This is a genomic window from Microbacterium sp. NPDC058021, from assembly GCF_042885955.1.
In the GTDB taxonomy this organism is placed as follows: domain Bacteria; phylum Actinomycetota; class Actinomycetes; order Actinomycetales; family Microbacteriaceae; genus Microbacterium.
The window spans coordinates 237,149-262,886 of sequence record NZ_JBHVRF010000003.1 but is presented as its reverse complement, the minus strand read 5'-3'; the positions used below and the strand labels follow the sequence as shown (position 1 = coordinate 262,886).

General features: G+C 70.6%; 29 protein-coding genes. 13 read left to right on the top strand and 16 right to left on the bottom strand.

Annotated elements, in window-relative coordinates:
* Nucleotides 1–43: 43 nt before the first annotated feature.
* Both ACFVR6_RS08080 and ACFVR6_RS08075 read left to right on the top strand, forming a co-directional pair.
* A complete protein-coding gene (locus ACFVR6_RS08080; RefSeq protein ID WP_386961010.1) occupies nucleotides 44–1,837 on the top strand; it encodes a glycoside hydrolase family 15 protein in 1,794 nt (597 codons plus the stop codon).
* Nucleotides 1,838–1,860: 23 nt separating this feature from the next.
* Nucleotides 1,861–2,757 carry an SDR family oxidoreductase gene (locus ACFVR6_RS08075; RefSeq protein ID WP_386961007.1) on the top strand — a complete coding sequence of 299 codons (897 nt, stop codon included), beginning with the start codon at nucleotides 1,861–1,863 and terminating at the stop codon, nucleotides 2,755–2,757.
* 67 nt (nucleotides 2,758–2,824) lie between these two features.
* Here ACFVR6_RS08075 and ACFVR6_RS08070 read toward each other — a convergent pair whose 3' ends face one another.
* The gene (locus ACFVR6_RS08070) at nucleotides 2,825–3,397 is read right to left on the bottom strand and encodes a Dps family protein (protein ID WP_386961004.1); all 573 of its coding nucleotides are present in this window, start codon (nucleotides 3,395–3,397) and stop codon (nucleotides 2,825–2,827) included.
* A 160-nt stretch (nucleotides 3,398–3,557) separates the two neighbouring features.
* Here ACFVR6_RS08070 and ACFVR6_RS08065 point away from each other — a divergent pair, with 160 nt between their 5' ends.
* On the top strand, nucleotides 3,558–4,439 hold the full coding sequence (locus ACFVR6_RS08065) for a hypothetical protein (protein WP_386961001.1): 882 nt from the start codon (nucleotides 3,558–3,560) through the stop codon (nucleotides 4,437–4,439).
* Nucleotides 4,440–4,450: 11 nt separating this feature from the next.
* Here the strand turns inward: ACFVR6_RS08065 and ACFVR6_RS08060 are convergent, their stop codons facing one another.
* Entirely contained in the window at nucleotides 4,451–5,932 is a 1,482-nt protein-coding gene (locus ACFVR6_RS08060) for a SulP family inorganic anion transporter (protein WP_386960998.1), read from the bottom strand.
* A gap of 75 nt (nucleotides 5,933–6,007) precedes the next feature.
* Between ACFVR6_RS08060 and ACFVR6_RS08055 the strand changes: the two genes are divergently transcribed.
* From ACFVR6_RS08055 to ACFVR6_RS08045, 3 genes are all read left to right on the top strand, one after another.
* The gene (locus tag ACFVR6_RS08055; RefSeq protein WP_386960995.1) at nucleotides 6,008–6,517 is read left to right on the top strand and encodes a GNAT family N-acetyltransferase; all 510 of its coding nucleotides are present in this window, start codon (nucleotides 6,008–6,010) and stop codon (nucleotides 6,515–6,517) included.
* A gap of 93 nt (nucleotides 6,518–6,610) precedes the next feature.
* Nucleotides 6,611–7,063 (top strand): SRPBCC family protein, encoded by a 453-nt coding sequence (locus ACFVR6_RS08050; protein ID WP_386960992.1) that lies wholly within the window; start codon nucleotides 6,611–6,613, stop codon nucleotides 7,061–7,063.
* A 146-nt stretch (nucleotides 7,064–7,209) separates the two neighbouring features.
* Entirely contained in the window at nucleotides 7,210–7,941 is a 732-nt protein-coding gene (locus ACFVR6_RS08045; protein ID WP_386960989.1) for a sulfurtransferase, read from the top strand.
* A 174-nt stretch (nucleotides 7,942–8,115) separates the two neighbouring features.
* On the opposite strand, the gene ACFVR6_RS08040 is transcribed toward ACFVR6_RS08045, so the two are convergent.
* Nucleotides 8,116–8,652: a putative immunity protein gene (locus ACFVR6_RS08040; protein WP_386960986.1), complete on the bottom strand. Its 537-nt coding sequence runs from the start codon at nucleotides 8,650–8,652 to the stop codon at nucleotides 8,116–8,118.
* A gap of 289 nt (nucleotides 8,653–8,941) precedes the next feature.
* Here ACFVR6_RS08040 and ACFVR6_RS08035 point away from each other — a divergent pair, with 289 nt between their 5' ends.
* A complete protein-coding gene (locus ACFVR6_RS08035) occupies nucleotides 8,942–9,637 on the top strand; it encodes an NAD-dependent deacylase (RefSeq protein WP_386960983.1) in 696 nt (231 codons plus the stop codon).
* Nucleotides 9,638–9,769: 132 nt separating this feature from the next.
* Entirely contained in the window at nucleotides 9,770–11,056 is a 1,287-nt protein-coding gene (locus ACFVR6_RS08030; RefSeq protein ID WP_386960980.1) for an MFS transporter, read from the top strand.
* Nucleotides 11,057–11,063: 7 nt separating this feature from the next.
* On the opposite strand, the gene ACFVR6_RS08025 is transcribed toward ACFVR6_RS08030, so the two are convergent.
* The 6 genes from ACFVR6_RS08025 to ACFVR6_RS08000 form a co-directional block, all read right to left on the bottom strand.
* Nucleotides 11,064–11,675: a flavodoxin family protein gene (locus ACFVR6_RS08025; protein WP_386960977.1), complete on the bottom strand. Its 612-nt coding sequence runs from the start codon at nucleotides 11,673–11,675 to the stop codon at nucleotides 11,064–11,066.
* A 147-nt stretch (nucleotides 11,676–11,822) separates the two neighbouring features.
* A complete protein-coding gene (locus tag ACFVR6_RS08020; RefSeq protein ID WP_386960975.1) occupies nucleotides 11,823–12,704 on the bottom strand; it encodes a metallophosphoesterase in 882 nt (293 codons plus the stop codon).
* Complete coding sequence (locus ACFVR6_RS08015; RefSeq protein ID WP_386960972.1) at nucleotides 12,704–13,756, bottom strand: LacI family DNA-binding transcriptional regulator; 1,053 nt, start codon at nucleotides 13,754–13,756, stop codon at nucleotides 12,704–12,706. The genes ACFVR6_RS08020 and ACFVR6_RS08015 overlap by 1 nt, the downstream gene beginning before the upstream one ends.
* Nucleotides 13,753–15,486: an ABC transporter permease gene (locus ACFVR6_RS08010; protein ID WP_386960969.1), complete on the bottom strand. Its 1,734-nt coding sequence runs from the start codon at nucleotides 15,484–15,486 to the stop codon at nucleotides 13,753–13,755. Before ACFVR6_RS08010 ends, ACFVR6_RS08015 begins: the two co-directional genes overlap by 4 nt.
* Nucleotides 15,487–15,598: 112 nt before the next feature.
* Complete coding sequence (locus ACFVR6_RS08005; RefSeq protein WP_386960967.1) at nucleotides 15,599–16,660, bottom strand: ABC transporter ATP-binding protein; 1,062 nt, start codon at nucleotides 16,658–16,660, stop codon at nucleotides 15,599–15,601.
* A 24-nt stretch (nucleotides 16,661–16,684) separates the two neighbouring features.
* Nucleotides 16,685–17,764, bottom strand: coding sequence for an extracellular solute-binding protein (locus tag ACFVR6_RS08000; protein WP_386960964.1), 1,080 nt, complete (start codon nucleotides 17,762–17,764; stop codon nucleotides 16,685–16,687).
* A 160-nt stretch (nucleotides 17,765–17,924) separates the two neighbouring features.
* Here ACFVR6_RS08000 and ACFVR6_RS07995 point away from each other — a divergent pair, with 160 nt between their 5' ends.
* From ACFVR6_RS07995 to ACFVR6_RS07980, 4 genes are all read left to right on the top strand, one after another.
* A complete protein-coding gene (locus tag ACFVR6_RS07995; protein WP_386960961.1) occupies nucleotides 17,925–18,593 on the top strand; it encodes a hypothetical protein in 669 nt (222 codons plus the stop codon).
* A gap of 25 nt (nucleotides 18,594–18,618) precedes the next feature.
* A complete protein-coding gene (locus ACFVR6_RS07990; RefSeq protein ID WP_386960958.1) occupies nucleotides 18,619–19,113 on the top strand; it encodes a metallophosphoesterase family protein in 495 nt (164 codons plus the stop codon).
* 95 nt (nucleotides 19,114–19,208) lie between these two features.
* On the top strand, nucleotides 19,209–20,351 hold the full coding sequence (locus ACFVR6_RS07985) for a zinc-dependent alcohol dehydrogenase (RefSeq protein ID WP_386960955.1): 1,143 nt from the start codon (nucleotides 19,209–19,211) through the stop codon (nucleotides 20,349–20,351).
* A gap of 23 nt (nucleotides 20,352–20,374) precedes the next feature.
* The gene (locus ACFVR6_RS07980) at nucleotides 20,375–20,956 is read left to right on the top strand and encodes a hypothetical protein (RefSeq protein WP_386960952.1); all 582 of its coding nucleotides are present in this window, start codon (nucleotides 20,375–20,377) and stop codon (nucleotides 20,954–20,956) included.
* Here ACFVR6_RS07980 and ACFVR6_RS07975 read toward each other — a convergent pair.
* The 6 genes from ACFVR6_RS07975 to ACFVR6_RS07950 all read right to left on the bottom strand — a co-directional run bounded on the left by ACFVR6_RS07975 (nucleotide 20,907) and on the right by ACFVR6_RS07950 (nucleotide 24,658).
* Nucleotides 20,907–21,713, bottom strand: coding sequence for a cytochrome c oxidase assembly protein (locus ACFVR6_RS07975; protein ID WP_386960949.1), 807 nt, complete (start codon nucleotides 21,711–21,713; stop codon nucleotides 20,907–20,909). The two genes, ACFVR6_RS07980 and ACFVR6_RS07975, sit on opposite strands and share 50 nt — an antisense overlap.
* A 13-nt stretch (nucleotides 21,714–21,726) precedes the next feature.
* Entirely contained in the window at nucleotides 21,727–22,209 is a 483-nt protein-coding gene (locus ACFVR6_RS07970) for a DUF2243 domain-containing protein (protein ID WP_386960946.1), read from the bottom strand.
* Nucleotides 22,206–22,343 carry a hypothetical protein gene (locus ACFVR6_RS07965; protein WP_386960943.1) on the bottom strand — a complete coding sequence of 46 codons (138 nt, stop codon included), beginning with the start codon at nucleotides 22,341–22,343 and terminating at the stop codon, nucleotides 22,206–22,208. The genes ACFVR6_RS07970 and ACFVR6_RS07965 overlap by 4 nt, the downstream gene beginning before the upstream one ends.
* 112 nt (nucleotides 22,344–22,455) lie before the next feature.
* Nucleotides 22,456–23,034, bottom strand: a complete 579-nt coding sequence (locus tag ACFVR6_RS07960; RefSeq protein ID WP_386960940.1) for a DUF2238 domain-containing protein — start codon at nucleotides 23,032–23,034, stop codon at nucleotides 22,456–22,458.
* Complete coding sequence (locus tag ACFVR6_RS07955; RefSeq protein ID WP_386960937.1) at nucleotides 23,031–23,864, bottom strand: endonuclease/exonuclease/phosphatase family protein; 834 nt, start codon at nucleotides 23,862–23,864, stop codon at nucleotides 23,031–23,033. Before ACFVR6_RS07955 ends, ACFVR6_RS07960 begins: the two co-directional genes overlap by 4 nt.
* A complete protein-coding gene (locus ACFVR6_RS07950; protein ID WP_386960934.1) occupies nucleotides 23,861–24,658 on the bottom strand; it encodes a glycosyltransferase family 2 protein in 798 nt (265 codons plus the stop codon). Before ACFVR6_RS07950 ends, ACFVR6_RS07955 begins: the two co-directional genes overlap by 4 nt.
* Before the next feature lie 74 nt (nucleotides 24,659–24,732).
* Between ACFVR6_RS07950 and ACFVR6_RS07945 the strand changes: the two genes are divergently transcribed.
* Nucleotides 24,733–25,077 carry a DUF2200 domain-containing protein gene (locus tag ACFVR6_RS07945; protein WP_386960931.1) on the top strand — a complete coding sequence of 115 codons (345 nt, stop codon included), beginning with the start codon at nucleotides 24,733–24,735 and terminating at the stop codon, nucleotides 25,075–25,077.
* 72 nt (nucleotides 25,078–25,149) lie between these two features.
* Here ACFVR6_RS07945 and ACFVR6_RS07940 read toward each other — a convergent pair whose 3' ends face one another.
* Entirely contained in the window at nucleotides 25,150–25,680 is a 531-nt protein-coding gene (locus tag ACFVR6_RS07940; RefSeq protein WP_386960927.1) for a hypothetical protein, read from the bottom strand.
* Between the last annotated feature and the right edge of the window lie 58 nt (nucleotides 25,681–25,738).

The following is a 25,738-nucleotide window of genomic DNA, read 5'->3' as shown; positions in this document are numbered from 1 at the left end:
CCCACCGAGACTGGACGGACCCCGTCGGTGAGAAGGAGCACGTGTGACCTGTCAGCCCATCGAGTCCTACGCCCCGATCGGGGACGGACGCACGGTGGCGCTGGTGGGCTCAGACGGATGCATCGACTGGATGCCGCTGCCGGAGCTGACCTCCGACGCGGTGTTCGCGCGCATCCTCGACGACGAGACCGGCGGATGCTTCGCGCTCTCGCCCGCGGCCGAGTTCACCGTGCGACGGCGGTACATCCCCCGCACGAACGTGCTCGAGACGACCTTCACCACCCGCGACGGCGTCATCAAGGTGACCGACGCACTCGTCTCGGGCGTCGCCGGCCGGCTGCCGTGGGCCGAGCTCGTGCGACGCGTGGACGGTGTCGAGGGGGAGGTGCCGATGACGTGGGCGGTGCGTCCGGGCACGTCGCTGCACACCGCGGCGCCGTGGATCGAGCAGACCACGCACGGCGCCGTCATGCGCTGCGGTCGCACCGGGCTCACCGTCGTGGGTCTGCGCCACGGCCCCTCGGCCCCGGATGTCGGCGCCCCCGCCGGGCCCGAGCTGGCCGGCCGGTTCACCGCCACCGCGGGCTCGCGTCATGTCGTCGTGGTCGCGGCGACCCACGACGAGCCCGTTCCGTTCGTCGATCCGCAGGTCGCCGATGACGGCATCGACCGCACCATCGCCAACTGGCGCACCTGGTCGCGCGAGTTCTCCTACGAGGGGCCGTGGGCGCCGCACGTGCAGCGCAGCGCCCTCGCGCTGAAGCTGCTCATCTACAGCCCCACCGGCGCGATCGCCGCCGCGGCCACGACGTCGCTGCCCGAGAGCGCGCGGGGCGGCAAGAACTGGGACTACCGCTTCGCATGGGTGCGCGACCTCGCCTACACCGCACACGCGCTCGTGCGGTTCGGGCTGCGCGAAGAGCCGCACGCGGCCTTGTCGTGGCTGCTGCAGACCATCCGCGCCCACGGCCCGCGGCTGCACGTGATGTACACCCTCGACGGCGGCCTCGTGCCCGAGCCCACCGAGTACGACGTGGCCGGGTGGAACGGCATCGGCCCCGTCGTCTCCGGCAACCCCGCCGTCGAGCAGCTGCAGCTCGGCGTCTACGGCGACCTCATGGCGATCTGCCGCACCTATGTCGAGGCCGGCAACGTCCTCGACACCGAGACCGGCCGGATGCTGGCGGGCATCGCCGACCGCACGTGCGACCTGTGGCGCAACCCGGATTCGGGTATGTGGGAGCTGCCCGAGCAACGCCACTACACGTCGTCGAAGATGGGCTGCTGGAAGGCGCTGGACGATGCCGTCTGGCTCGCCGAGGCCGACGTCATCCCGGGCAGCCCCGCCCGCTGGCGCGCCGAGCGCGACCGCATCCGCGGCTGGATCGAGGAGCACTGCTGGTCACAGGACCGCCGCGCGTATGTGTGGTTCGCCGGCTCCAGCGACCTGGACGCCTCGGTGCTGCTGCACGCCCCGAGCGGCTACGACCGCGGTGAACGCATGTCGAGCACGATCGACGCGCTCACCGAAGACCTCGGCGCCGGGTCGCTCATGTACCGGTACACCGGGGCTGACCAGGTCGAGAAGACCTTCGTCGCCTGCGCGTTCTGGCGCGCGCACGCCCTGGCCTGCGTCGGCCGTCACGACGAGGCGCTCGCCCACATGGACGCCCTGGTCGGCGCCGCGAACGACGTCGGCATCTACGCCGAGATGATCGACGAGGACGACGGCTCGGCGTGGGGGAACACGCCGCAGGCGCTCAGCCACCTCGCTTTCCTCAGCGCCGCGCTGACCATCCGCGAAATCGTCCCGGAGCCCGTGCTCCGCGGCCGTTGACCATCCACGAGAGAGGAGACACCATGTCCCGCGATCAGTACAGCTTCACCGACCCGGCGAAGCTCTACGCCGACATCGAGCCCCAGAAGCAGAAGATGGCCGAACCCGGGTTGGACGCCGATCTGACGCCGAAGGCCGACCTCGGTGAGGACACCTATCGCGGCAGCGGTCGCCTGACCGGCCGCAAGGCGCTCATCACCGGCGGCGACTCCGGAATCGGTGCGGCCACCGCCATCGCGTTCGCCCGGGAAGGCGCCGACGTGGCGCTGTCGTACCTGCCCGAAGAGCAGCAGGACGCCCAGCGCATCGTCGGGATCCTGCGTGAGGCCGGCGCGACCGTCGTCGCCTTCCCCGGGGACCTGAAAGACCCGGCGTACTGCCGCGAACTCGTCGCGCAGGCCGTCGAGGGGCTCGGCGGGCTGGACATCCTCGTCAACAACGGCGGCAAGCAGATCTACAACGAGGATCTGACCACGCTGTCCGACGAGCAGTTCGACCACACGTTCAAGACGAACGTGTACGCGATGTTCTGGATCACCAAGGCGGCCCTCCCGCATCTTCCGGCGGGCTCGGCGATCATCAACACGACGTCGATCCAGGCATATTCTCCGTCCGGCATCCTGGTGGACTACGCCTCGACGAAGGCGACGATCAACGCGTTCACGAAAGGCCTGGCCGAGCAGCTGGCGCCCCGGGGCATCCGCGTGAACGCCGTCGCCCCCGGCCCGATCTGGACGCCGCTGCAGCCCAGCGACGGCCAGCCGCAGGACAAGGTCGCCGAGTTCGGCAAGGACACTCCGCTCGGGCGCATGGGGCAGCCCGCCGAACTCGCCCCCGCCTACGTCTTCCTGGCGTCGGCTGAGTCGAGCTACGTCCTCGGGGAGACCCTGAACGTCAACGGCGGCATGCCGACGCCCTGAGGGGCCCCGCACGATGAAAGCCCGTCCGGCGAACCGGACGGGCTTTCGTCTCTCCTGCGCGAGAGGATCAGCGCTGCGGCGTGCGATTCTCCGCGCTCACCATCCACGAGAGCTGCTCCAGCCGCTCCAGGACGGCATGCAGGATGTCGGCGCTCGTGGGGTCTTCCTCATCGACGTCGTCGTGCACCTCACGGCATGTCGCGCAGACGTCGTCGAGACGTTCGGTGATGAGGTCGATGACCTCGGTGGTGCCGATCTCGCCCTGGGGGAACTCCGGCAGCGTCGTGGTCTGGGCGACGACGTCGCTGCGGCCGTCGGGGAGGGCGTGGAGGGCACGCATGCGTTCGGCGATGGTGTCGGAGAACTCGCGTGCAGCCTCGATGACCTCGTCCAGCTGCAGATGGGTGTCGCGGAAGTTGCGCCCCACGACGTTCCAGTGGGCCTGCTTGCCCTGCAGCGACAGCTCGATGAGGTCGACGAGCACCTTCTGCAGGTTCTCGCCGAGGGCGGCCGACGCGGTGAAGCCCTTCTCGGCGTTCTCCTCCTGGGTCAGCTTCGCGCCCTTGCCGCCCGGGGCCGCGCGGCGCTTGTTCTTGGGCTCGGTCGTCGAGGTGCTCTTGCTCTTCGTGGTCGATGCCATGTCTGCTCCTGTTCGATCGGGTTGATCCGACGGTAGGTCGACCCGGCAGTGGTCAGCAGGTCCTTGCACTCCCGCGCGCGCAGTGCTAGACATCCGGGCGCGTCGCGCGAACGTCCGGCGCATGCCGCGGGCCGTCGTGCCCGCGCGCTACGCTCGCGCCATGACGCACGACGCCGTGCGCGCCGCCGACACGTCGCTGCGACGCACCTACCGCTACCTGCGGCTGGGCGTGGCCGGCACCGCCGTGGTGATCGCCGTCGCGGTGGCGATCACCGTCGCGCAGCTGGGCATGCTGGAGTCCATCAGCGCGGCCTACTACACCCCCGCACGGGATGCCTTCGTGGGGGCGCTGATCGCGGCATCCCTCGGCCTGCTGGCCCTGTCGGGCCGGGGCGTGCAGCGCGGGCTCCTGGATGCCGCAGCGCTGCTGGCGCCGCTCGTGGCGGTCGTCCCGACACCGGTCATCACGATCGCGGGCGTCGAGGTCTGCGGCGGCGAGGCCTGCGTGCCGGCATCCGTGCACCCGGCCGTCGACACGTCGGTGGCGACCTACCTCGTCGTCGGCGCGCTCGCCGTGGCGGTGGCGGTGGTGCTCGGCCTGCGGCGGGATGCCGGACGGGCGGCGCTCGAGCGAGTCTGGCCGTCGATCGTGCTGAGCGTCATCGTGCTCGCGGTGGTGTGGGCGTGGTGGGGGCTGGGCCGGGAGTCGTTCTTCGGCTTCGCGCACTTCGTGGCGACGGCGGGGTTCTTCGGGATCCTCGCGATCGTGTCGCTGCTCGACGCCCTGCGCACCGACTGGTCACCGGAGCCGACCCCCTCGCGCGCCGTGCGCACCGCCTACGCCGTGATCGCGGGGCTGCTGGCGCTGGACCTCGTCGCGGTGACGATCTTCGTCGCCGTCGGCGGACCGGCCGCGACGACGTTCCCGGTGGTGTTCGTGTGCGAGTTCGTCGCGCTCGCGCTGTTCTGCCTGTACTGGGTGCTGCAGACCGCGAACACGTGGAACCAGGCCGATCCCGCCCTGGTCGGCGGCATCGGGTAGCCGGGCGCGGTTCAGCCGTCGCTGAGCCAGCCGTGCAGCGCGGCTGTCGCGTCGTTCATGCCGACGAGCTCGACCGTGGCGCCGTGCTGCGCGTACTTGGTGACGATCGCATCGAGCGCGGCGACCGTCGAGGCATCCCACACGTGCGAACGGGTCATGTCGATCACGACACGGGCGGGGTCTGCGGCGTAGTCGAACTGCGTCGTGAGGTCGTTGCTGGAGGCGAAGAACAGCTCGCCGTCGACGGTGTAGCGCGCGACCGCGCCGTCGTCGGAGAGCGTGCGGGTCACAGTGGTGAAGTGTGCGACGCGGCGGGCGAAGGCGACCATCGCGGTGAGCACGCCCACGCCGACCCCGACCGCGAGGTTGCTGGTCCACACGGTGGCGACGACGGTCACGAGCATGACGAGGGTCTCGCTGCGCGGCATCCGCTTGAGGGTCGAGGGGCGGATGCTGTGCCAGTCGAAGGTCGTCGCCGAGACGAGCACCATGACGGCCACGAGGGCGGCCATGGGGATGATCGCGACGACGTCACCCAGCGCCACGACGAGGAGGAGCAGAAAGATCCCCGCCATGAACGTCGAGATGCGGGTGCGGGCGCCCGAGGCCTTCACGTTGATCATCGTCTGGCCGATCATGGCGCACCCGCCCATGCCGCCGAACAGGCCTGAGGCGACGTTCGCGACGCCCTGGCCCCACGCCTCCCGGGTCTTGCGGGAGCGGGTGTCGGTGATGTCGTCGACGAGCTTGGCCGTCATGAGCGACTCGAGCAGGCCGACCACCGCCATCGCCAGGGCGTAGGGCGCGATGATCTGCAGCGTCTCCCATTCCAGCGGCACCTGCGGGATGAACAGCTCCGGCAGGCTCCGCGGCAGCGCGCCCTGGTCTCCGACCGTCGGCACCGCGATGCCGAACACCACGACGACGAGGGTGAGCACGACGATGGCGACGAGCGGCGCCGGGACGGCCTTGGTCAGCCGTGGCCAGAAGTACAGGATGCCGAGCCCCGCCACCACGAGCGGGTACACCGCCCAGGGCACGTCGATGAGCTGCGGCATCTGCGAAACGAACACCAGGATCGCCAGCGCGTTGACGAAGCCCACCATGACGCTGCGGGGGATGAAGCGCATGAGTCTGGCGACCCCGAGCACCGCGAGGAGGATCTGCAGCACCCCCGCCAGCAGCACCGTCGCGATGAGGTAGTCGAAGCCGTGCTCCCGGGCGACGGGGGCGACCACGAGGGCGACCGCTCCAGTGGCGGCGCTGATCATCGCGGGACGGCCACCGGTGAAGGCGATGACGACCGCCATGACGAACGACGAGAACAGCCCCACGCGCGGGTCGACGCCGACGATGAGCGAGAAGGCGATGGACTCGGGGATGAGGGCGATGGCCACGACCAGGCCGGCGAGTGCTTCGCGGGTGAGCAGTCGGGGGCTGCGGAGGGCCTGAAGGACGGTGGGTTCGATGCGGTTGCGGGCGGCGACGGACACGCGGACTCCTGACAGGGGGATGCCACGACGGCGGCACCTCGATTCTACTTTCGCCGCCACCCCTAGGCTCGACGGGTGACCTTCCGCACTTTCGACGACGGCGCGGTACTGCGCGCCGCCCGCCCCGGTGACGAACCCGGCATCCTCGCCCGCATCGTGGACCTCGCCGTCTACGAACGCGAACCCGATGCCGTGGCGAACACCGTGCCGGCGCTGACCGATGCGCTCTTCGGACCCGACCCGCGCGTTTTCGCGCACGTCGTGGAGCGCGACGGCGAGATCCTCGGCATCGCGATCTGGTTCCTCACCTACTCGACGTGGACCGGCCGGCACGGCATCTGGCTCGAGGACCTGTACGTGCACGAGCAGCACCGGGGAAGCGGCTACGGCAAGGCGCTCATCGCCTCGCTCGCGCAGGTCTGCGTCGAGCGCGACTACTCGCGGCTGGAGTGGACGGTGCTGGATTGGAACGCGCCGTCGATCGCGTTCTACCGCGCGATCGGCGCGGAGCCCATGAGCGAGTGGACGGCACAGCGCCTCGCCGGTGACGCGCTCGCGGCGCTGGGAACGCCCGCGCAGGGATAACAGACGGGCATTCGAGGGGCAACCCCTTCGTCGGGGCGGGCCGGGCGGGACAGGATGGCCGTTCATCATCTCGTTCGGAGAAAGGAACGCCCCATGGCCCGCATCACCGAGAGCATCGATGTCAACGTCCCCGTGACGACCGCCTACAACCAGTGGACGCAGTTCGAGTCGTTCCCGCAGTTCCTGACGTTCGTCGACTCGATCACGCAGGGTGACGACCAGACCACGCTGTGGAAGGTGAGCGTCGCCGGTGTCGCGCACGAGTTCACCGCCAAGATCACCGAGCAGCACCCGGATGAGCGCGTCGCGTGGAACAGCATCACGGGAGATGTGAATCACGCCGGTGTCGTGACGTTCCACCGCCTGGACGACAACACCACGCGTGTGACGGTGCAACTGGACTGGGAGCCCGAAGGGTTCCGCGAGAAGGTCGGCGCCGCGATCGGCTGGGACGACCACGCCGTGAAGAAGGACCTCAAGAAGTTCAAGGAGTTCATCGAGTCGCGTGGCACCGAGACCGGCGCCTGGCGCGGCGACATCAGCTGACCCGTGCTGTGCGAGACCCCGCCGCGCCCATCCGGGTCGGCGGGGTCTTCGCGTCGGATGGGGTGCGTGCGGCATCCACGCTCGCGGCATCCGTGCGGCATCCCCGCTCGCGGCGTCCGCTCGGCGCGCGTCCGTAAGCTGGAACCGTGCCCTCCGTCCTCAACGTCTCCGCGTACCTGTTCACGCGGATCGACGACCGCGAGACCCTTCGTCCGCTCCTGCGTGAGCGCGCGGATGCCGCGGGGCTGAAGGGCACGATCATCCTCGCCGAGGAGGGGATCAACCTCTTCCTCGCCGGCGACGCCGCCGCCGTCCGCGGGTTCGTGGCCGAGCTGCGCGCCGATCCGCGCTTCGCCGCGCTGACGCCGAAGGAGAGCTGGTCCGACACGCAGCCCTTCGGCAAGATGCTCGTGCGGCTCAAGCGCGAGATCATCCGCATGGACCGCCCGACCATCCGCCCTGAGGCGGGCCGCGCCCCCGCCGTCGCCCCGGCCACGCTGCATCGCTGGCTGCAGCAGGGACACGACGACGACGGCCGCGACATCGTGCTGCTGGACACCCGCAACGCGTTCGAGGTCGACTACGGCACCTTCCGCGGCGCGGTCGACTGGCGCATCGAGCGGTTCACGCAGTTCCCGGATGCCGCGGCGTCGCATCGCGACGACCTGGCAGGCAAGACGGTCGTGAGTTTCTGCACCGGCGGCATCCGCTGCGAGAAGGCGGCCATCCACCTGCGCGAGGAGGGCGTGGACGCGTTCCAGCTCGACGGCGGCGTCCTCGGCTACTTCGAGCAGGTCGGCGGCGCCCACTGGGAGGGCGAGTGCTTCGTGTTCGACGAGCGCGAAGCCCTGTCGCCCGATCTGGCGCCGCGCGCCTGACGCTGCCCGCCGCGTCCGCTGGCATCCGTTGAGCGGGTCGCTCTCCCGCCAAGAAACCACATCCGGGTGGGGCACCACGCGATGCGGTGTGTCTCGACCGAGAAGTGGTTTCTCGCCGGGCGAGGGGGATGCCGGGGCCGTCGGGTGCGCGCAGCGCATGCCGCAGCGCCGCGATCAGCGCGTGCCGATGCGGGCCTGCAGGTCGCGGATGATGGCCCCCAGCGCACCGGAGGCCAGCAGGCCCGGCCCGAGCGGTCCGGCGGAGTCGGCCCCCAGCGCGGGAAGCTGCGCGAGCGCGTCGCGCTGTGGCGGCGAGAGCCGCGCCAGCTGCCACCGCACCTCGGCGGTTGCGGCATCGCCGCGGACGGGCTGGGCCAGCTCCGTCGCGCGCACGGCGTAGGCCGCCGCCCCCAGCGCGTGGGCTCCCATGTGCGCCACGCCCGCAGCCTGCGCCGCCGCACGCGCTGCGGCCTTCCCGGCCGGTGAGGAGGCGGATCCCGCCGCCCGGCCCGCCACGAAACGGCGCCGGATCTCACCTGCGGCGCTCAGTTCACCGCGCGCGAAGGCGTTCGCGCGGGCGATGGCATCCCGCACGCGGTCGTCATCGGGAGCCTCGGCTTCGAACAGCGGCCGCACTCGATCGGCGCACTCCGCCGCCCACGCCGCCACGAGGCGGCGGTCGGCTTCACTGAGTGACTGCGGCGACACCACGGTCCCACCCTGCCACGACCGGTGCTCGTCCGCCGCTCGCACCCGTCGCCCGCGTCCGCCGCTCCCGCACCGCCCCCGCCCGCCGAGAAACCACATCCCGGGTGGGACACCACGCGATGCGGTGTGTCTCGACCGAGAAGTGGTTTCTCGGCGGGGGGTGAGGGGATGCCGCGGCCGTCGGGGGAGGGCGCGCAACGGCGGGTGGATGCCGCGCGCCGGCGCCGCGGCGCCCGCACGGCGCCGAACCGCGCCCCGCGCGCAGAGCCGCCGCCGCGGGTAGCGTCGGAGCATGGTCGCGCGCATCGTCATCCTCACCGGCGCCGGCGTTTCGGCGGAGTCGGGGCTGGCGACCTTCCGCGCCGCCGACGGGCTGTGGGAGGAGCACCGCGTCGAGGATGTCGCGACCCCGGAGGGGTTCGCCCGCAACCCCGCGCTCGTGCAGGCCTTCTACGACCAGCGCCGCCGTGCCGCGCTCGCCGCCGAGCCGAACCCCGCCCATCGCGCGCTCGCCGAGCTGGAGCGCGCGCTCGACGGCGAGGTGCTCATCGTCACCCAGAACGTCGACGACCTGCACGAGCGGGCCGGGTCGCAGCACGTCATCCACATCCACGGCGAGCTCGGCAGCGCGCTGTGCACGAGTTGCGGGGCGCGCACACGCTGGTCGGGCGACCTCGCGGAGGAACCGCCGTGTCCCTCGTGCGGGCACCGCACGCTGCGGCCGGACATCGTCTGGTTCGGGGAGCCGGTGTACCGCCTCGACGAGATCTACGACGCCGTGGGGCAGTGCGAGCAGTTCTGGGTGATCGGCACCTCGGGCAACGTCACGCCCGCCGCGACCCTCCACGCCCTGGCCGGTGCGGTGGGGGCCAAGACCGTGCTGCTGAACCTCGAGACCCACGACGACACGTCGCTGTTCGACGAGGTGGTGCTGGGCCCCGCATCCGTCGTCGTCCCCGCGTATGTGGGGCGCGAACTGGGCTTATAGCCCGCTCATAGGTCACGCGCGCTATCCTGGTAGAGGTGCGCCCGCAAGAAGCGGGCGCATGACACGGTGCATCTACCTGCTGGAAAGGCAAGGCGGCACATTCTCCCGCCACGCTGAACGAGGTATCCCACCATGTCTGCATCCGCCGCCGACGATCGATCGCTGATCGCCTACACCGGCCGGTGGTACTTCCCGATCGCGTTCGTCGCGCGCCTGCCGTTCGCGATGATGGTCGTCGGTGTGCTCACTTACGTCGTCTCGGCGACGGGCTCGGTCGCACTCGGCGGACTCACCTCCGCCGCGGTGGGCGTCGGCACCGTCATCGCCGGCCCGCTCATCGGCGACGCCGTCGACCGTCACGGGCAGCGGCGCGTGCTGGTGCCGCTGGGACTCGCGAACAGCGCGCTGCTGGCGGCGTTCCCCTTCGTCGTCTCCGCCGGGGCTCCCGACTGGCTCATGCTGCTCGCGGCGCTCGGCATCGGCGTCTCCGCCCCGCAGGCCGCAGCGATGTCGCGCAGCCGCCTCATCGCCATCATCGGCCAGCGGCTTTCTCCGAATCGGCGCGAGCGCACGTTCTCGCGCACGATGGCCTACGAATCCGCCGCCGATGAGACCGCGTTCGTCATCGGCCCGGTTGTGGTCGGCATCCTCGCCGCTCTGATCGCGCCGTGGGCGCCGATCGCGGGCGCCGCCGTGTTGAGCTTCGTGTTCGTGACCGCCTTCGCGCTGCACCCCACCTCCCGCGCGGGCGCCGCCGCCGGAGACGAGCCGGCCGAGATCGCGCCTGCCCGCGAACTGCTGCGCGCGCCCGTACTGGTGCTCGTGGCCGCGACCTTCGCGGTCGGCATGTTCTTCGGGTCGACCCTGACCTCGCTCACCGCGTTCATGGCATCGCAGAACGATGTGGATGCCGCATCGCTCCTCTACGGCCTCATGGGCGTCGGGTCGGCCGTGCTGGCGCTGTCTGCGGCGCTGCTGCCCGCGCGCTTCGCGCTGCGCTGGCGCTGGATGCTGTTCGCGGGCGTCCTCACCGCCGCCACGCTCGGCTTCACGCTGAGCGGCTCGGTGTCAGGCGTCACCGTGGCGCTCTGCCTCATGGGACTCGGGGTCGGCCCGACGCTCGTGACGCTGTTCAGCCTCGCCGGCACCCGCAGTCCGCTGGGCCGCTCGGCGACCGTCATGACCGTGCTCGGTTCGGCGATGGCACTGGCGCAGTCGGTCGCCGCCGCCGTGACCGGAGCGGTGGCCGAGAGCGTCGGCGTCGGGGCCGCGATGATGCTGCCGTTCGTCGCCGCGGCGCTCGTGCTCGTCTTCGGCGTGATCAACCTCGCCGTCGAGCGGCGTGGACGGGCAGGAGCGGCCGCTGCCGCGGCATCCGCCCCTGCCGCGTCCCTGCTGCCTGTCGGCGACCGGGCCTGATCCCGCGTCACGAAGCGGGAGGCGCGGGGAAGGGGCGTTCCTTCAGCAGCGTGGCCAGGTGGGCGGCGTGACGTGCGAGCGTTTCGGTCGTGGTCGCGACCTTCTCGGGCGTCTCGTCGAGGTCCTTGTAGTCGGTGGACTGCATGGCCTCGCCGTTCCAGTAGACCCCGCCCTGCGACGGGACGTTGAAGCCCACGTCGTTGAGGCCCTGGAAGGCATCGGCGATGATCGCGTGCGCGCCGTCCTCGTTGCCGACGACGGCGACGACCGCGACCTTGCCCGACAGCAGCGGGCGGCCCTCGTCGTCGGTCTCGGAGATCTCGGCATCCAGTCGCTCGAGAACGCGCTGCGCCACGGAGGACATGTGGCCCATCCACGTCGGCGTCGCGAAGACCAGGATGTCGGCTGCCAGCACGCGCTCGCGGATGATCGGCCATTCGTCGCCGTCGCCCATGTCGGCTTCGACGCCGGGCTTCACATCGTGGTCGACGATGCGGATGCTCTCGCCGTGCACGTCATGGGCGGCGAGCGCGTCGAGCACCTGCTGGGCGAGGAGCTGGCTGCTGGATTCGGCGGGCGAGGGCTTGAGCGTGCAGTTGAGCACGAGTGCGCGGAGCATGGTGATTCCTTTCGGTTTCACCCCACGCTAAGAACTCACCCGCGCCGGCACGCAGGGGTTGACAGGGTCACGCGCCCCTGCGAATACTCACTCGCCGGTGCGAATGCTCACTCGGCGGCGCGAATGCTCACTCGCCGGCGCGAATGCTCACTCGCGCCAGGAGATTCCGGCGGCGGCGATGCGGCGGGCGGCCTCGGCGGCGGGCACGTGCTCGCCGACATCGGCACCGCGGCCGAGCGAGACGGGGGAGTGCACGACCGTGTCGGCGTACACGTGCACCAGGTTGTACCCCTGTGCGGCATCCTGCCCGCGGGTGGAGCCCACGACGCCCGCGAGATCCTGGCCGTACGCGCTCGAGGATGCCACGGCGACGGGGATGCCCGCGAACGTCCCGAACGACGGATGGTGCACGTGTCCGGAGAGGATCGCGCGCACGTCCGACCCGCGCAGCAGCTCTGCGAGAGCGGACTGCCCCCGCAGCTCGACGGTGACCGCGAGATCGAGCACGGTCGGCAGCGGCGGGTGATGCACGACGAGGAGGCTCCCCTCGGGGGCCGGCTGCGACAGCTCGTCGCGCAGCCACGCCGCCTGCGCCGCGCCGATCTCGCCCCAGTGCGCGCCGGGCACCGTCGAATCGAGCACCAGCACGCGCAGGCCCCCGAACCAGCGGCTGAAGCAGAGGGGGGATGCCGGGTCGGCGGCTTCGCCCAGGGGCAGCTCCGCCCGCATCGCGGCCCGGTCGTCGTGATTGCCCGGCGCCCACACCACCTCGGCGCCGATCCGCTCGGCGACCGGTTCCACCAGCGCGCGCAGGCGCCGGTATGCCGAGCGGTCGCCGCGATCGACGAGATCGCCGGCCAGCAGCAGTGCATCGGGGCGCAGTCCGCTGGCCTCGATCCGTTCGAGCAGCAGTTCCAGGTGACCGTCGGCGTCGGCCGCGCCGTACAACAAGGCTCGGTCACCGGGCAGATGCGTGTCTGCCAGGTGCACGAAGGTCTTCGCGGGCCGCGGGTGTTCGCTCTGGATCATCAGGTCGTTCCTTGGAAGGAGTCTCGGGGCGGGGACGGCTGCGCGGCGGTCGTACCGGGGACGAGGGGCCCGGCGTGCGACCGGCGCACCAGGTCGTCGGAGTCGGAATCGAGCAGACTCTGCATCGCGACGACGACGTCGCGCGCCACCAGCTCCACCGGCACGCGCACGGTCGTAAGCCCCAGAAGGTCGGCGCCGGGGAGGATGCCGTCGCAGCCGGTGACGCTGAGATCCGCGGGAACGCTCATGCCGGCATCCCGCGCCGCGCGCAGCACGGCGAGCTGCCGGTAGTCCGATGGGCACATCACGGCGGTGATGCGGCCGGTCGATGCCAGGGCCAGCGCGGCCTCCACGCCCTCGGCGGGCCCTGCCCCGACGGGAAGGGTGGTCACGTCCACGCCCGCGGCCTCGAGATGATCGCGCATCGCGGTCGCCCGTACGTGCTCGGGGAAGGATGCCGCAGGGTCGGTGGCCAGCACGGCGACGCGACGGTGACCGAGCGTCTCGACGTGCGCCGCGAGCAGCGCGCCGTGCGTCTGCTCGTCATAGGCGACCGAGTGCACGCGGTCGCCCGTGGCATCCCGGCCCGCGCGGATGATCGGCACCTGGTCGGCGAACGGTTCGAGCTGTGCGTTGGTCACGCCGCCCGTCGCGACGATGAGGCCCGCGACGCGCATGCCCAGCAGGCGCTGGAGGGCGGTGACCTGTTTCGTCCCACCGCTGTCGGCGCCGATCGTCACGGTGACGAGGTCGAGCCCGCACCGGTTGGCTTCGTCCTGCAGGCGCGAGAAGAGCAGACCGTACGCCGGGTTGCTGGCGTCGCGCAGCAGCAGGCCGACCGTGCCGGTGCGTCCCGCAGCCAGTTCGGCCGCCATCGTGTTCGGCACGTAGCCGAGACGCTCGCTGATGTCCAGGATGCGGGCGCGGGTCTCCTCCGCGAAGCGCCCCTCGCCCTTGAGCGCCCGGGTCGCCGTGGCGCGCGAGACCCCCGCCGCCGCAGCGACGTCGTTGATGGTCACCCGCAGCGGCGGGCGATCGGTCGCGTCGCTCATGCCCGCGTCTCTCCGCCACGCCGTGCCGCCCGCGACGGTCGCCGGGGTCCGCCGGCGCGCGAGCCCCGGCCGTACACGAAATACATCACGAGACCCATGATGACCATGAGCAGCACGGTGTACACGAACGTGATCGGCATCGCGTCCAGATTGTTCTCGCCCCGCGTGCTCTCCTGGATCGCCACACCGAGGGGCTTGTACAGCGGGTGGTAGAGGAAGATCGCCGCGTCGTAGTCGTCGAGCAGGCTGTTGAAGTTGAGCGCCGTGATCGCGGCGGCCGTCGGGATCACGAGCGGGATGACGACGCGGCGGAAGGCGGTGAGCGATCGGGCCCCGAGGATCCGGGAGGCGTCCTCGAGGGAGTCCGGCACCGACGCGAACGCCGCCTTGAGCAGGCGCAGCGTGAACGGGATCTTGATGATGATGTAGGCCACCAGCAGCAGCATCGGCGTCCCGGTGAGCACGGCGCCCCCGACCCAGGCGTTGGGTTTGTCGAAGGTCATCACCAGCCCGAGGGCGATGAGCACCGTCGGCAGGATCCACGGGATGTGCAGCACGTACTCGATGAGCGAGGTCAGCGGGTTGCGGTAGCGCTGCAGCATCCGCGCCACGAACAGCAGGCCGACCACGACGACGACCGAGGCGAGGGCGCTGTAGACGACGCTCACGACGAACGGTCGGATGGCGTCGGGGGTGGTGAACACCGTGATGTAGTTCTGCAGCGTGAAGCTGTCGAGGGTGATGCTGCCGGCGAGGATGCTGCGGGCGTCCACGAACGAGAAGAGCAGGATCAGCACGACCGGGATGAGGTAGATCAACCAGACGAGGTACGCGAGGACGTGCACGACGGCGTTGGCGATCGGGTTCGGGATCCGCTGCTTCTGGATGGGCGTGGCGACCTTCGCGACCGAGAAGTACACGCCGTTCTTCTCGGCGCGGTTCATGACCGCCAGCAGGATGATCGTCGCCACACCCAGCACGATGGCCAGTAGCGCCGCGATGTCGCGGGTGACCGGGCTTCGGGAGAGGTCGACGATGAGCGGTGCCACCGTCTGGAAGTCCGGTCCGCCCAGCACGAGCGGCGCGGTCAGGGCGCCGAGCCCGATGAGGAAGGTGAGCACCGTCACGGCGAAGAGCATGGGGCGCATCACCGGCAGCACGATGCGTCGCAGGATCGTCCACGTCGACGCGCCCATGAGCTTGGCCGCCTCGATCGAGGCGAAGTCGATCTTGGCCAGCGACGACGAGAGGAACAGCATGTGGTTCGTGGTCGTGGCGAAGGTCATCACGAACACCACGGCGAAGTACCCCGAGAACCAGTCCCTGTTCAGGTCGGGCCAGATGTTCAGCGCGAGGTTCGTGACGAAGCCGAACCGGCCGTAGATGAAGTTGTAGCCGGCGGCGAGCACGATGCCGCCGTAGATGAGGGTCGTGGCGTAGCCGAGCCACAGCAGCCGCGAGCCCCGGACGCGGAAGTACTGCGTGACCAGCACGATGAACACGCCCACGATGTTGACGGTGATCGACAGCGTCACCGCCAGCAGGAAGCTGTTGCCGAGCGTCCGCATCGCGCGCTCGCTGCCGACGAGCTTCTCCACCGCCCGCAGGCTGAACTGCCCGTCGGGGAAGAAGGTGGTGCCGAGCAGCGTGAGGTTGGGCAGTACCAGGAAGGCCGCGGCGAACCACAGCACCGCCACGCCGGTGATCCACACCATGGGTGAGCGCAGCATCGAGCGGGCCTGTCCGCTGCCGCGCCGGCGTCGACGGCGCGGGGACGGCAACGCTGCGGCAGCCGCGGGCAGCTCATCGGCCTCGGGGGGAGGGGGAGTGAACAGCGCCATCTCAGGCCTCCGGGTACTGCAGCACCCAGCGCGGATCGATCCCGAGGGTCACCCGCGTCCCCGGCTCCCACCGCTTGGCGGCGGCGGAGCCGGGCACGCTGACGCGCAGCCGCGCGTCGTCCACCGCGACGGTGTAGACGCTGTGGCTGCCGTGGTACGTGCGCCCTTCGACGGTGCCGTCGACGGAAAGGATGCCCTCTGCGGCCCCCCACGCCGGTGCCTCCACCGTGACGGACACCTTCTCGGGGCGCACGTAGCTTTCCGCGTCCTCAGCGAGGACGGGAAGATCGGATGCCGCCGTGCTCGCGGCCGCGCTCTCGCGCAGCCGTCGGAGCACGGCGGGGGTGAGGCGGTTGCTCTCACCGATGAACCGGCAGACGAACGAGGTCGCACTGCGGTCGTAGATCTCCTCGGGGGTGCCGACCTGCTGCAGCTCGCCGGCATCGAGCACGGCGATGCGGTCGCTGAGGGTCAGCGCCTCTTCCTGGTCGTGTGTGACGTAGACGGTCGTCACGCCCACGTCGTGCTGCAGCTGTTTCAGCTGTTCACGCAGCTGCACCCGCAGCTTGGCATCGAGGTTCGACAGCGGCTCGTCCAGCAGCAGGATCTTCGGGGTCAGCACCAGCGCGCGCGCGATCGCCACGCGCTGCTGCTGACCGCCGGAGAGTTCCGCGACGTTCTTGTCCAGCTGAGAAGCGGCAAGACCGGTGCGGTCTGCCACCTCGTCGACGAGCCGCCGCTGCTCAGCCTTCGGCGTCTTGCGCACCGCGAGTCCGAACGCGATGTTCTCGCGCACGTTCATGCTCGGGAAGAGGGCGTAGTTCTGGAAGACCATCCCCACGCCGCGCTTCTCGCTCGCGACGTTCGTCACGTCCCGGTCGCCGATGAAGATGCGCCCGGCGCTGGGCTGGATGAAGCCGGCAAGCGAGCGCAGCGCCGTGGTCTTGCCGCACCCCGAGGGGCCCAGGAGGGTGAAGAACTCGCCCTCCTGGATCTCGAGGCTCAGCCCACGCACGGCGCGGTGCTCGCCGAAGGTTACATCGACGTCGTCGAAGCGGATCACAGTCGCGTCCTGTCGTGTCGTTTCTCAGCCGATGTATTCGAGCGTGACCTTCTCGACCCAGTCGCCGAGGTGCTCGCTGACGAAGCCGAAGTCGATCTCCTGGCGGGGCAGTTCGGCGAGCAGTGCCACGACCTCGGGATTGGCCTCGGCGACGGCGCCCTCGTTGACGGGCATCGCGTTGAACTCCGCGGCGAAGGCGCCCTGCACCTCGGCGCTGCCGAACCAGTCGATGAACTCCTGCGCGCGCTGTTCGTTGCCGGAGCCGTTGATCACCGAGATCTGCTCCGTGACGTAGGGGACGCCGTACTCGGGCACGATCATGCCGGTCGTGGTGCCGTATTCCTCATCGCGGGCGGCGATGCCGCTGGAAGGCAGCACGCCGTAGTCCACCTCGCCTCGCGTGATGCGCGCGTAGAGATCGGTGCCCTCCACCACGGGGGAGCCGTTGGCGTAGTAGGCCTCCACGAGCTCCCAGCCCTCGTCGCTCACGCCCAGGTCGCCGTCCTCGTCGAGATGGCGGGTGAGCATGCTCGCGAGCACGAGTTGGGGCGTGGCCTGACCCAGGGCGGGGTTGACCTCGTAGCGACCGGCGAAGGTCGGGTCGGTGGCGAGGTCGTCGGTGTCGCTCGGGGCGTCGGTCACGGTGTTCTCGTCGTAGACCGTCACGATGGCCTGCTGCACGAGCGGCCAGTACGCGCCGTCCGTCGGGTCTCCGGCGTCGGCAGGAACCTCGCCGCTCCAGCTCGGCTCGTACGCCGCGATCGCGTCCTCCGCCTTGAGCTGCTCGAAGAACATGTTGTTCAGGCCGAAGACGACGTCGCCGACGGGGTTGTTCTTCTCCGCGATGATCCGGTTGGTCAGGTCTGCGCCGCCGAGCCCGACGATCTCGATGTCGAAGCCGGCCGCTTCGGCCTCGGCCTGCAGCCACTCGCCGCGGCCGTCGGAGTTGGAGTTGGTGTAGACGATGAGGGTCGCGTCCGACGCCCCGGCGCCGGCATCGCCGGTGTCGGTCTCGGTGTCGCCGCCGGCGCAGCCGGTGAGGGCGAGTACGGCCACCGCCGTTGCGCCCGCGATCGCCAGGGTCTTCTTGCGTGCTCCGAACATGCTGTGCCTCTCGCTCTTCGTTGAGATGGATCCCACGTAGGGACTTTACTCCACCTTTTGTGTCAAACGCACAACTAAATCGCCGATACGTGAGTGCGGTCGCGCGTTCGCATCCACGCTAAAGGCGCGCCATGAACGAGGAGCGTGCGCCAGGTGAACGATGAGCCAACACGCGGACAGCGTCGGCGTCGGCAGAGTGGATTTCGATCGGGAACGCGCGCTGCGCTCCCTGTGGGCTCGCTATGCTCCAACCATGAGGAAGAAGCCCTGGGCGGCGGCCGCTGCAGTCGTGATGGCCGTCGGGCTCGCAGGTTGCGTCTCGCCCGGGGGGAGCGCGTTGGAGACGACCCCCCGTGCGTCTCCGTCTCCGGCCGCCTCGTCGCCGGCGTCCATCGCGCCGACGCCGACGCCGTCGGTGCCTGACTCGGCCGCGCCGCCGACGTGCGAAGACATCACACCGGAAGGTTTCCTTGCGGATCTGCAGAGCCGGCATCCGTCGGTCAGCATCGTCACCGAGTTCGGCCCGTCCGACTTCGAAGAGCGGGGACTGGTCACCGACGTCTTCGAGTGCGCGTGGGGGCCGGCCGACACCGAGGTCTGGGGCGACGTCGCTTTGTACTTCGGGTATGCACGCGTGATCGACGAGAGCGCCCTGATCGCCGCGATCGAAGAACTCGAGCTCTCCGAGGTCGCGGCGACGTCGGGGCGGTTGTTCTTCAGCACCGAGGAAACCACGTACACCGAGCGCCCGTTCTGGATCGTCGACGGCGGCCTGCATTGGGCCAGCAACGTCGACCACCTGAAGGAGTGGACGGGTTTCAGTCTCTGACCGACATTCGAGACGGCTGTCACCGGTGACCACGAGCCTGCTGCTCATCTCCGACACCCACGTCCCCGGCCGCGCCCGGCGCCTGCCCGATGCCGTTCTGCGCGCCGCGGATGCCGCGGATCTGGTGATCCACGCCGGCGACTGGGTGACGGCATCGGTGCTCGACGAACTGGCCGAGCATGCAGATGTACTCGGCGTCTACGGCAACAACGACGGGCCCGACCTGCGGGCGCGTCTGCCCGAGGTCGCCCGCCGCGAGATCGAGGGTGTGCGGTTCGCCGTCGTGCATGAGACCGGTGATGCGCGGGGGCGTGAGACGCGGATGCCGCGCGCCTACCCCGACGTCGACGTGCTCGTCTTCGGGCACAGCCACATCCCCTGGGACACCACGGCCCCGGGCGGGCTGCGGCTGCTTAATCCGGGCTCGCCCACCGACCGCCGCCGGCAGCCGCATCACACCATGATGACGGCGATCGTGGATGCCGGTGCGGTGCGGGACGTGCGGCTGATCACCCTCTGACGCACTCCCGCGTTTGCCACGGTCTGCCGGGATCCGCAACCCCCGGACATGGGCCGGGTGTCCGGGTGACACTGGTCAACCGACAAGGAGGCCAGATGAAAGCCATGACCTATCGCGGACCGTACAAGCTCCGCGTGGAAGAGAAGCCCGATCCGACCATCCAGCACCCGAACGATGCGATCGTGCGGGTCGAGCTCGCCGCCATCTGCGGTTCGGACCTGCACCTGTACCACGGCATGCTGCCCGACACCCGGGTGGGCCACACCTTCGGCCACGAGTTCATCGGCCGTGTGGAGCAGGTGGGCTCCTCGGTGCAGAACCTGAAGGTCGGCGACCGCGTCATGGTGCCCTTCAACATCTACTGCGGCAGCTGCTTCTTCTGCGCACGAGGACTCTTCTCCAACTGCCACAACGTCAACTCCAACGCCACGGCCGTGGGCGGGATCTACGGTTACTCGCACACCGCCGGCGGCTACGACGGCGGTCAGGCCGAGCTCGTGCGCGTCCCGTTCGCCGACGTGGGCCCTGCCGTCATCCCCGACGGCGTCAATCCGGAGGACGCGCTGCTGCTGACGGACGCCTTCTCGACGGGCTACTTCGGCGCGCAGCTCGCCGACATCGCCGAGGGCGACACCGCGGTGGTCTTCGGTGCCGGTCCCATCGGACTGGCCGCGGCGCGCTCGTGCTGGCTGATGGGCGCCGGCCGCGTCATCGTCGTGGACTATCTGGACTATCGCCTGCGCAAGGCCGAGGATTTCGCCTACGCCGAGACGATCAACTTCGGCCAGGTGAACGACATCGTGCTCGAGCTCAAGAAGCAGACCGGCGGACTCGGCGCCGATGTCGTCGTCGAGGCGGTGGGCGCGGAGGCCGACGGCCACATCCTGCAGCACGTGACGTCGGCCAAGCTCAAGCTGCAGGGCGGCTCGCCCATCGCGCTGAACTGGGCGATCGACTCGGTGCGCAAGGGCGGCACGATCTCGGTGATGGGCGCCTATGGCCCGCTCTTCAGTGCCGTGAAGTTCGGCGACGCCATGAACAAGGGCGTGACGATGCGCATGAACCAGGCCCCGGTCAAGCGCCAGTGGCCCCGGCTGATCGAGCACATCGCCGCCGGGCACATCACGCCCAGCGACATGATCACGCACCGCATCCCGCTGGAGCACATCGCCGAGGGGTACCACATCTTCTCGTCGAAGCTCGACGACATCATCAAGCCCGTGATCACGGTGGCCTGAGCGCCGTTTCGAAGGAGACCGACATGCCTTACACCGCAGACAAGCCCGGTTCCACCCCCGACCCCGAAGCGCTGCGCGCCCGCATCCCCGGCTGGGGATCCGACCTCGACCCGGCAGATCGGCCCGCGTTCCCGCGCGAGCAGCCGGGCATCGAGACCGGCGCGCACTGGGAGCTGCCCCCGCAGCAGTCCGGCGCGGCCGGGCGCGAGCGGTCGATCGAGCACGAGCGCGTGACGCCCGTCTTCGGCACCGCCCAGCCGCTGCACGGCATCTCCGGCCGCATCCGCCGGTTCGCGTACGACCGCTTCAGCGAGGGACAGACCGCGCACTGGCTACTGCTCGTGGCGGGAGACCGGGTGGATGCCATGACGGCCCACGTCGTGTCGCTCTTCAGCAAGCGCCCCGACGACCCGATCACCGAATCGGGTGTGACCGGCGAAGTCGCCCACCGGCCCATCGCCTCGCGCGTCGGACGCGGGCGCATCGACCTGAAGCACGCCTGGATGGACCCGATCCTCGTGGTGGGGCCGTGGGTGGTGGCGGCCGTGCTCGGCGTCAAGCTCGTTCGAGCCGTGTTCCTGCCCGCGTCGAAGCGCGGGAAGTGACACCGGTCGCCCGGTACCACTGCGCGCAGAAGATCACGATCGTGATCGCCTCCACCCACGCGCCCGCGTAGTACATCAGCTGCGCACCCGCCCGCACGTCGAGGATCTCCAGACCTGCGGGCGGGTTGGCGTAGAGGAACTTGGCGAGGATGCCGTGCGAGGCCATCGTCGCCACGATCACGACCGCCGTCAGCACGCGTCCGGGCGGGTGCGGGCGGGGGTCGAGCCCGATCACCGCGGCCAGGAAGAGGTAGCCCGCGGCGACGAGATGGGCGTGGACCAGCACATGCACGAGTGGCTGCGTGCGCATCGCGTCGAAGGCGGGCGTGAGGTAGATCAGCCAGAGCCCGCCGGAGCTGAGCACCGCAGCGGTGATCGGGTGGGCCAGCAGGCGCGCCGGCGCGCTGCGCAGCAGCCGGCTCAGGCGCCGTGCCGGGGTGACGTCGAGCGTGCGCAGGGCCAGGGTCACCGGCGCCCCCAGCGCCATCAGCAGCGGGGCGACCATGCCGCCGAGCAGGTGCGCCCACATGTGGGCGGTGAAGCTGTCGTGCGCGGCGGCCGCCAGCGGCCCCGCCGCCGCGGCGGCGCCCGCCGCGATCCCGGCGCACCAGCACACGGTGCGGGGCATCGGCCAGTCGCGGCCGCGGCGCCGCGAACCTGCGACCCCGCCGAGGTAGCAGGCCACCGCGACCACCGCGACGAACAGGACGAGCGCATCCAGCGACACGCCGCCGCCGTGTGCGTGGGTGGCATCCATCTGCACCAGCCGGCTATCGCGCGGAGGACTCGACCCGCACCGGCGCAGTGCTGCGGGTGAGGTAGACCAGCACGGCCCCGGCCAGGATCATCGCGACGGCGACGAGGTTCCAGACCAGGTCGTAGACGAAGACGTCCTCGACGTAGCGGATCTGGTGGATGCCGAACACCTTGTGCTGCACGGTGCCGTCGTACAGCTGGAAGACGCCGGCGCCCAGCAGCACACCGCCGGCCCACCGCTGCCAGTTCAGGGCATCGCGGCGACGAAGGTCGGCGAGCAGGAACAGGCCGGCGATGGTGGCGAACCAGCTCACCGCGTGGAAGACGCCGTCGGAGACGAGGCCCATCGCCGGTGTCGACAGGTCGTAGAAATGGTGCCAGTGCAGCAGCTGATGGAAGACGGCCTCGTCGATGAACGCGATGAGACCGACGCCGAACAGCACGCCCGACCACAGGTTCTGCGCCGAGCGGCGACCCGGCAGGGAAGCCGCGCTCATCCTCCGGACGGGTTGTCGACCGGACGGCCCTTTTCGTCGGTCGTGTCGGGCAGCTCCGGCGCGCCACCCGAGGCGGTGTCGGCCTCGATGTCGCCGTCGGGAGTGCCCTGCGTGTTGTGCTTGTCGTTCGTCATGATCGCCTCCGGGGTCGTGCGGTCTGAGGAAACGCCAGTACAGCATCGCCGGCGCGCTCGCGCGGGGGCCTTGCGCAGGGATGCGGGATGTGGAAGACGGTCGCGGGGCGGCCTACGCGTCGGGGCGCAGCAGGCGCGCGCGCCCGACGAGCACGGATGCCGCCGCGGCGCCGAGTCCGCCGATGGCCATGTCGCCGATCGTGTCCGGATAGGTCACGAAGATCTCGTCGGTGATGAACACATACCCGGCCCACTCGATCATCTCCCACACCGCGCTGGCCGCCAGCCCGAGCACCGTCACCAGCACGAGCGCGGTGCGGCCGCGGAACGCGGGGTCGCGCGGGTCGGTGACGATCGAGAAGCGCGCCAGCCCGAGGTAAGCCACGACGGCGAGCACCCCGGTGCAGACGAAGTGGGCGACGAGATCCCATTCCGCCAGGGTGCGGTACAGATCGAGCACGTTGCTCCAGGCCGCCACGAGCACCGTCACCGAGTAGGCGATGTCGAACCACGACCGCACGCCCAGGAATCGGGGGATGAGGAGGGCGGGGAGGGCGAGCGCGAGGATGCCGGCGTCGGTCGCGGTGCTCCAGATCGCCGCGCCGATGACGCTCAGCAGCCCCACGACCCGCAGGGCGTCGGCGGCCCATTCGCCGGCAGTGCGGGGTGGACGCAGGAAGTTCTCGATCACGCTCGGGCCTCGGTTCGGGGCAGGCGCACGACCGCCTGCACGGGAAGATGATCCGACGGCCAGCCGCCGTCGACGGGGCGGTCGTTGATGCCGGCGCTGCGCACCGCGACGCCGCGCGAGACCGCGATCCAGTCGATGCGGTGCCCGGCGCGCGGGCGGCGGTAGCCGCCGTAGGTCCCCCACTCGGGGGTGCGGGTCGCCTCGGCCGCCGTCCACGCGTCGGCGAGCAGGCCGCCGGACAGCAGCGCCCGCACCGGCGGCGACCCCGGCCCGGCGTTGAGGTCGCCGGTGACGATCGCGGGCAGCGGCTGACCGGCGACGAGCCGGCGGATCTCCTCGGCCGCGCGCAGTCGCGCCCGGCCGGAGAACACGTCGAGGTGCACGTTGACGGCGAGGAGATCGGTGGATGCCGCGCGGTCGCGCAGCGTCGCCTGCACCAGCACCCGTGGGATGACGTTGCCCCACGACGTGGATCCGGCTTCATCGGGGGTGTCCGACAGTGCCTGCTGATGCCAGGACAGCAGTTCGAACCGCTCGGCGTCGTAGAACAGTGGGCACCCTTCGCCGCGCCGGCCGGGCCGGCGGCCGTGGCCGACGAAGCGGTAGCGGTCGCCGAGCGCCTGGCCGATGGCATCCGCCTGATCGGGGAGCGCCTCCTGCACACCGAGGATCGCCGGCTGCTCGGTGCGCAGCAGCGCCTGCACGCGCGGGCGGCGCCCCTGCCACCGGTCGGCGGGCGGCCACGTGAGCCCGGGCATCCGTCGTCGCACGTTGAAGGTCATGACGTGCAGGTCGGGAGCGGCCGTGGGGCCGATGAGCGGGGCGGTCATCGGGCGCGGCTCCGCGGGGTCGGGACGCGCAACAGGTGCAGGCCGCGCCGCATCGCCAGCTTCTGCCAGCGCACCGGCGGGAAATCCTCCGGCCAGTGCGCGGTCACCGTGTGATAGCCGCGGCGCACCCGCCGGCGGAACCCGGTGCGGTCACCGAACGGGCGCATCGAGATGCCCATCGCCGCGCGGCGGAGGTAGCGGATGCGATGACGATCGCCGAGGTGGAACGCCAGGTCGAGGTCGTCGTGCATCTCCGGATCGTGCCGGTGCACGGCCTCACGCACGTCACGCCACGCCGAGGCGCGGAAGGCGAGGTTCGAGCCGAACAGCGGCAGATGACCGAGTGCGGATGCCGTGACGAGTGCGTACGCGCCGAGGTACAGCGCCGCGAGGGGGCGCCGCAGCCGGCGCGGCCCGTCGATGAACCGGGCGCCGCCGGTGAAGGCCGCGACCTCGGGACGTGCCCGCAGCGCGCCGGTCATTGTGGCGACCCAGGTGTGGGAAGGCAGACAGTCGGCATCCAGTCGCAGGATGTAGTCGCCGGTCGCGACGTCGTAGCCGCACGAGCTCGCCGCGGGGATCCCGGGCTCGTCGCATCGCACGACCCGCGCACCGAGCGCGCGGGCGACCTCGGCGGACGAGTCGGTGGACCCGTTGTCGACCACGACGATCTCGTCGGGCAGGCGGGTCTGCAGCGCGAGGGCGCGCAGGCATCGGCGCAGCTCGGTGTCATCGTCCTTCACGGGGATGACCACCGACACGGTCGGTCGGCTCGGTTTCACAGCGTCGGTCACGTCATCCCCTCGATGGCACGTGGATGCCACGCTAACGCTTCACGGGGAAGGTGGGCGCGATTACGCTTGCGCCCGTGCATCGGATCTTCACCATGAGCTTCGCCTCCGTCTATCCGCTCTACGTCGCCAAACTGGAGCGCAAGGGCCGGACCCAGGCGGAACTCGACGAGGCGATCGGCTGGCTCACCGGGTTCGATGAGACGCAGTTGCGCCGTCATCTCCAGGACGGCACGACGTTCGAGGAGTTCTTCGCCGACGCGCACCTGAACCCCGCCGCGGCGCTCATCACGGGGGTGGTCTGCGGGGTGCGGGTCGAGCAGATCGAGGATCCGCTCATGCAGAAGATCCGCTACCTCGACAAGATCGTCGACGAGCTCGCCCGAGGCAAGGCGATGCAGAAGGTGCTGCGCGCCGCATAGTCGAACGGCCGGCCGCAGCGCGCCGTCGCCGGCGGCTGCGACCGGCCGTGCCGGGTGCCTGTGCAGGAGGGGTCAGGAGCGCGTGCTGGTGCCCGGCGTCTGCTCGTCGGACGGGGTGTCGGGCGTGGTCCGTCCGGACTCGTCGTCGGGCGTCGTCTGGTCGGAGTCGCCTTCGTCGGGGGTCGTCGGGCCGGGCTGCCCGTCGCCGGGCATCTGGCCGCGCATGTCATCGGACATCTCGCCGCGTGGGCCGCCGAACGGACCGCGCTGGTCGGACTCGTCGGAGTCGCCGGGCCGGCCGGGAACGTCGCCCCGATCGTCCGGGTCCCACATCTCGGAGTCGCCGGGCATGTCGGGCCCGTCGCCGATCGCAGACGCCGTGGCGATGCCGGCGCCGATGCCGATGCCGATGCCGACGAGCAGCAGCGCCGCGACGACGCCGCCGACGATGCGCACCCAGGTGCGCTTCACGAACGGCGTCTTCTCGGCCTTCTCGGTCGTCGCCGCGTCGGCGGGTGCAACAGGTGCAGCCGGGGCGGCGGGCGGGGCCGGGGTGGTCTCGGGGGCGGGCGGGTTGTCGTGGGGGGTGGTGTTCTCAGGCATGACCACACTGTCGCGCGCGCGTTCAAAGCGTGATCCAAGAATCCGCAGGTCCCGGGGT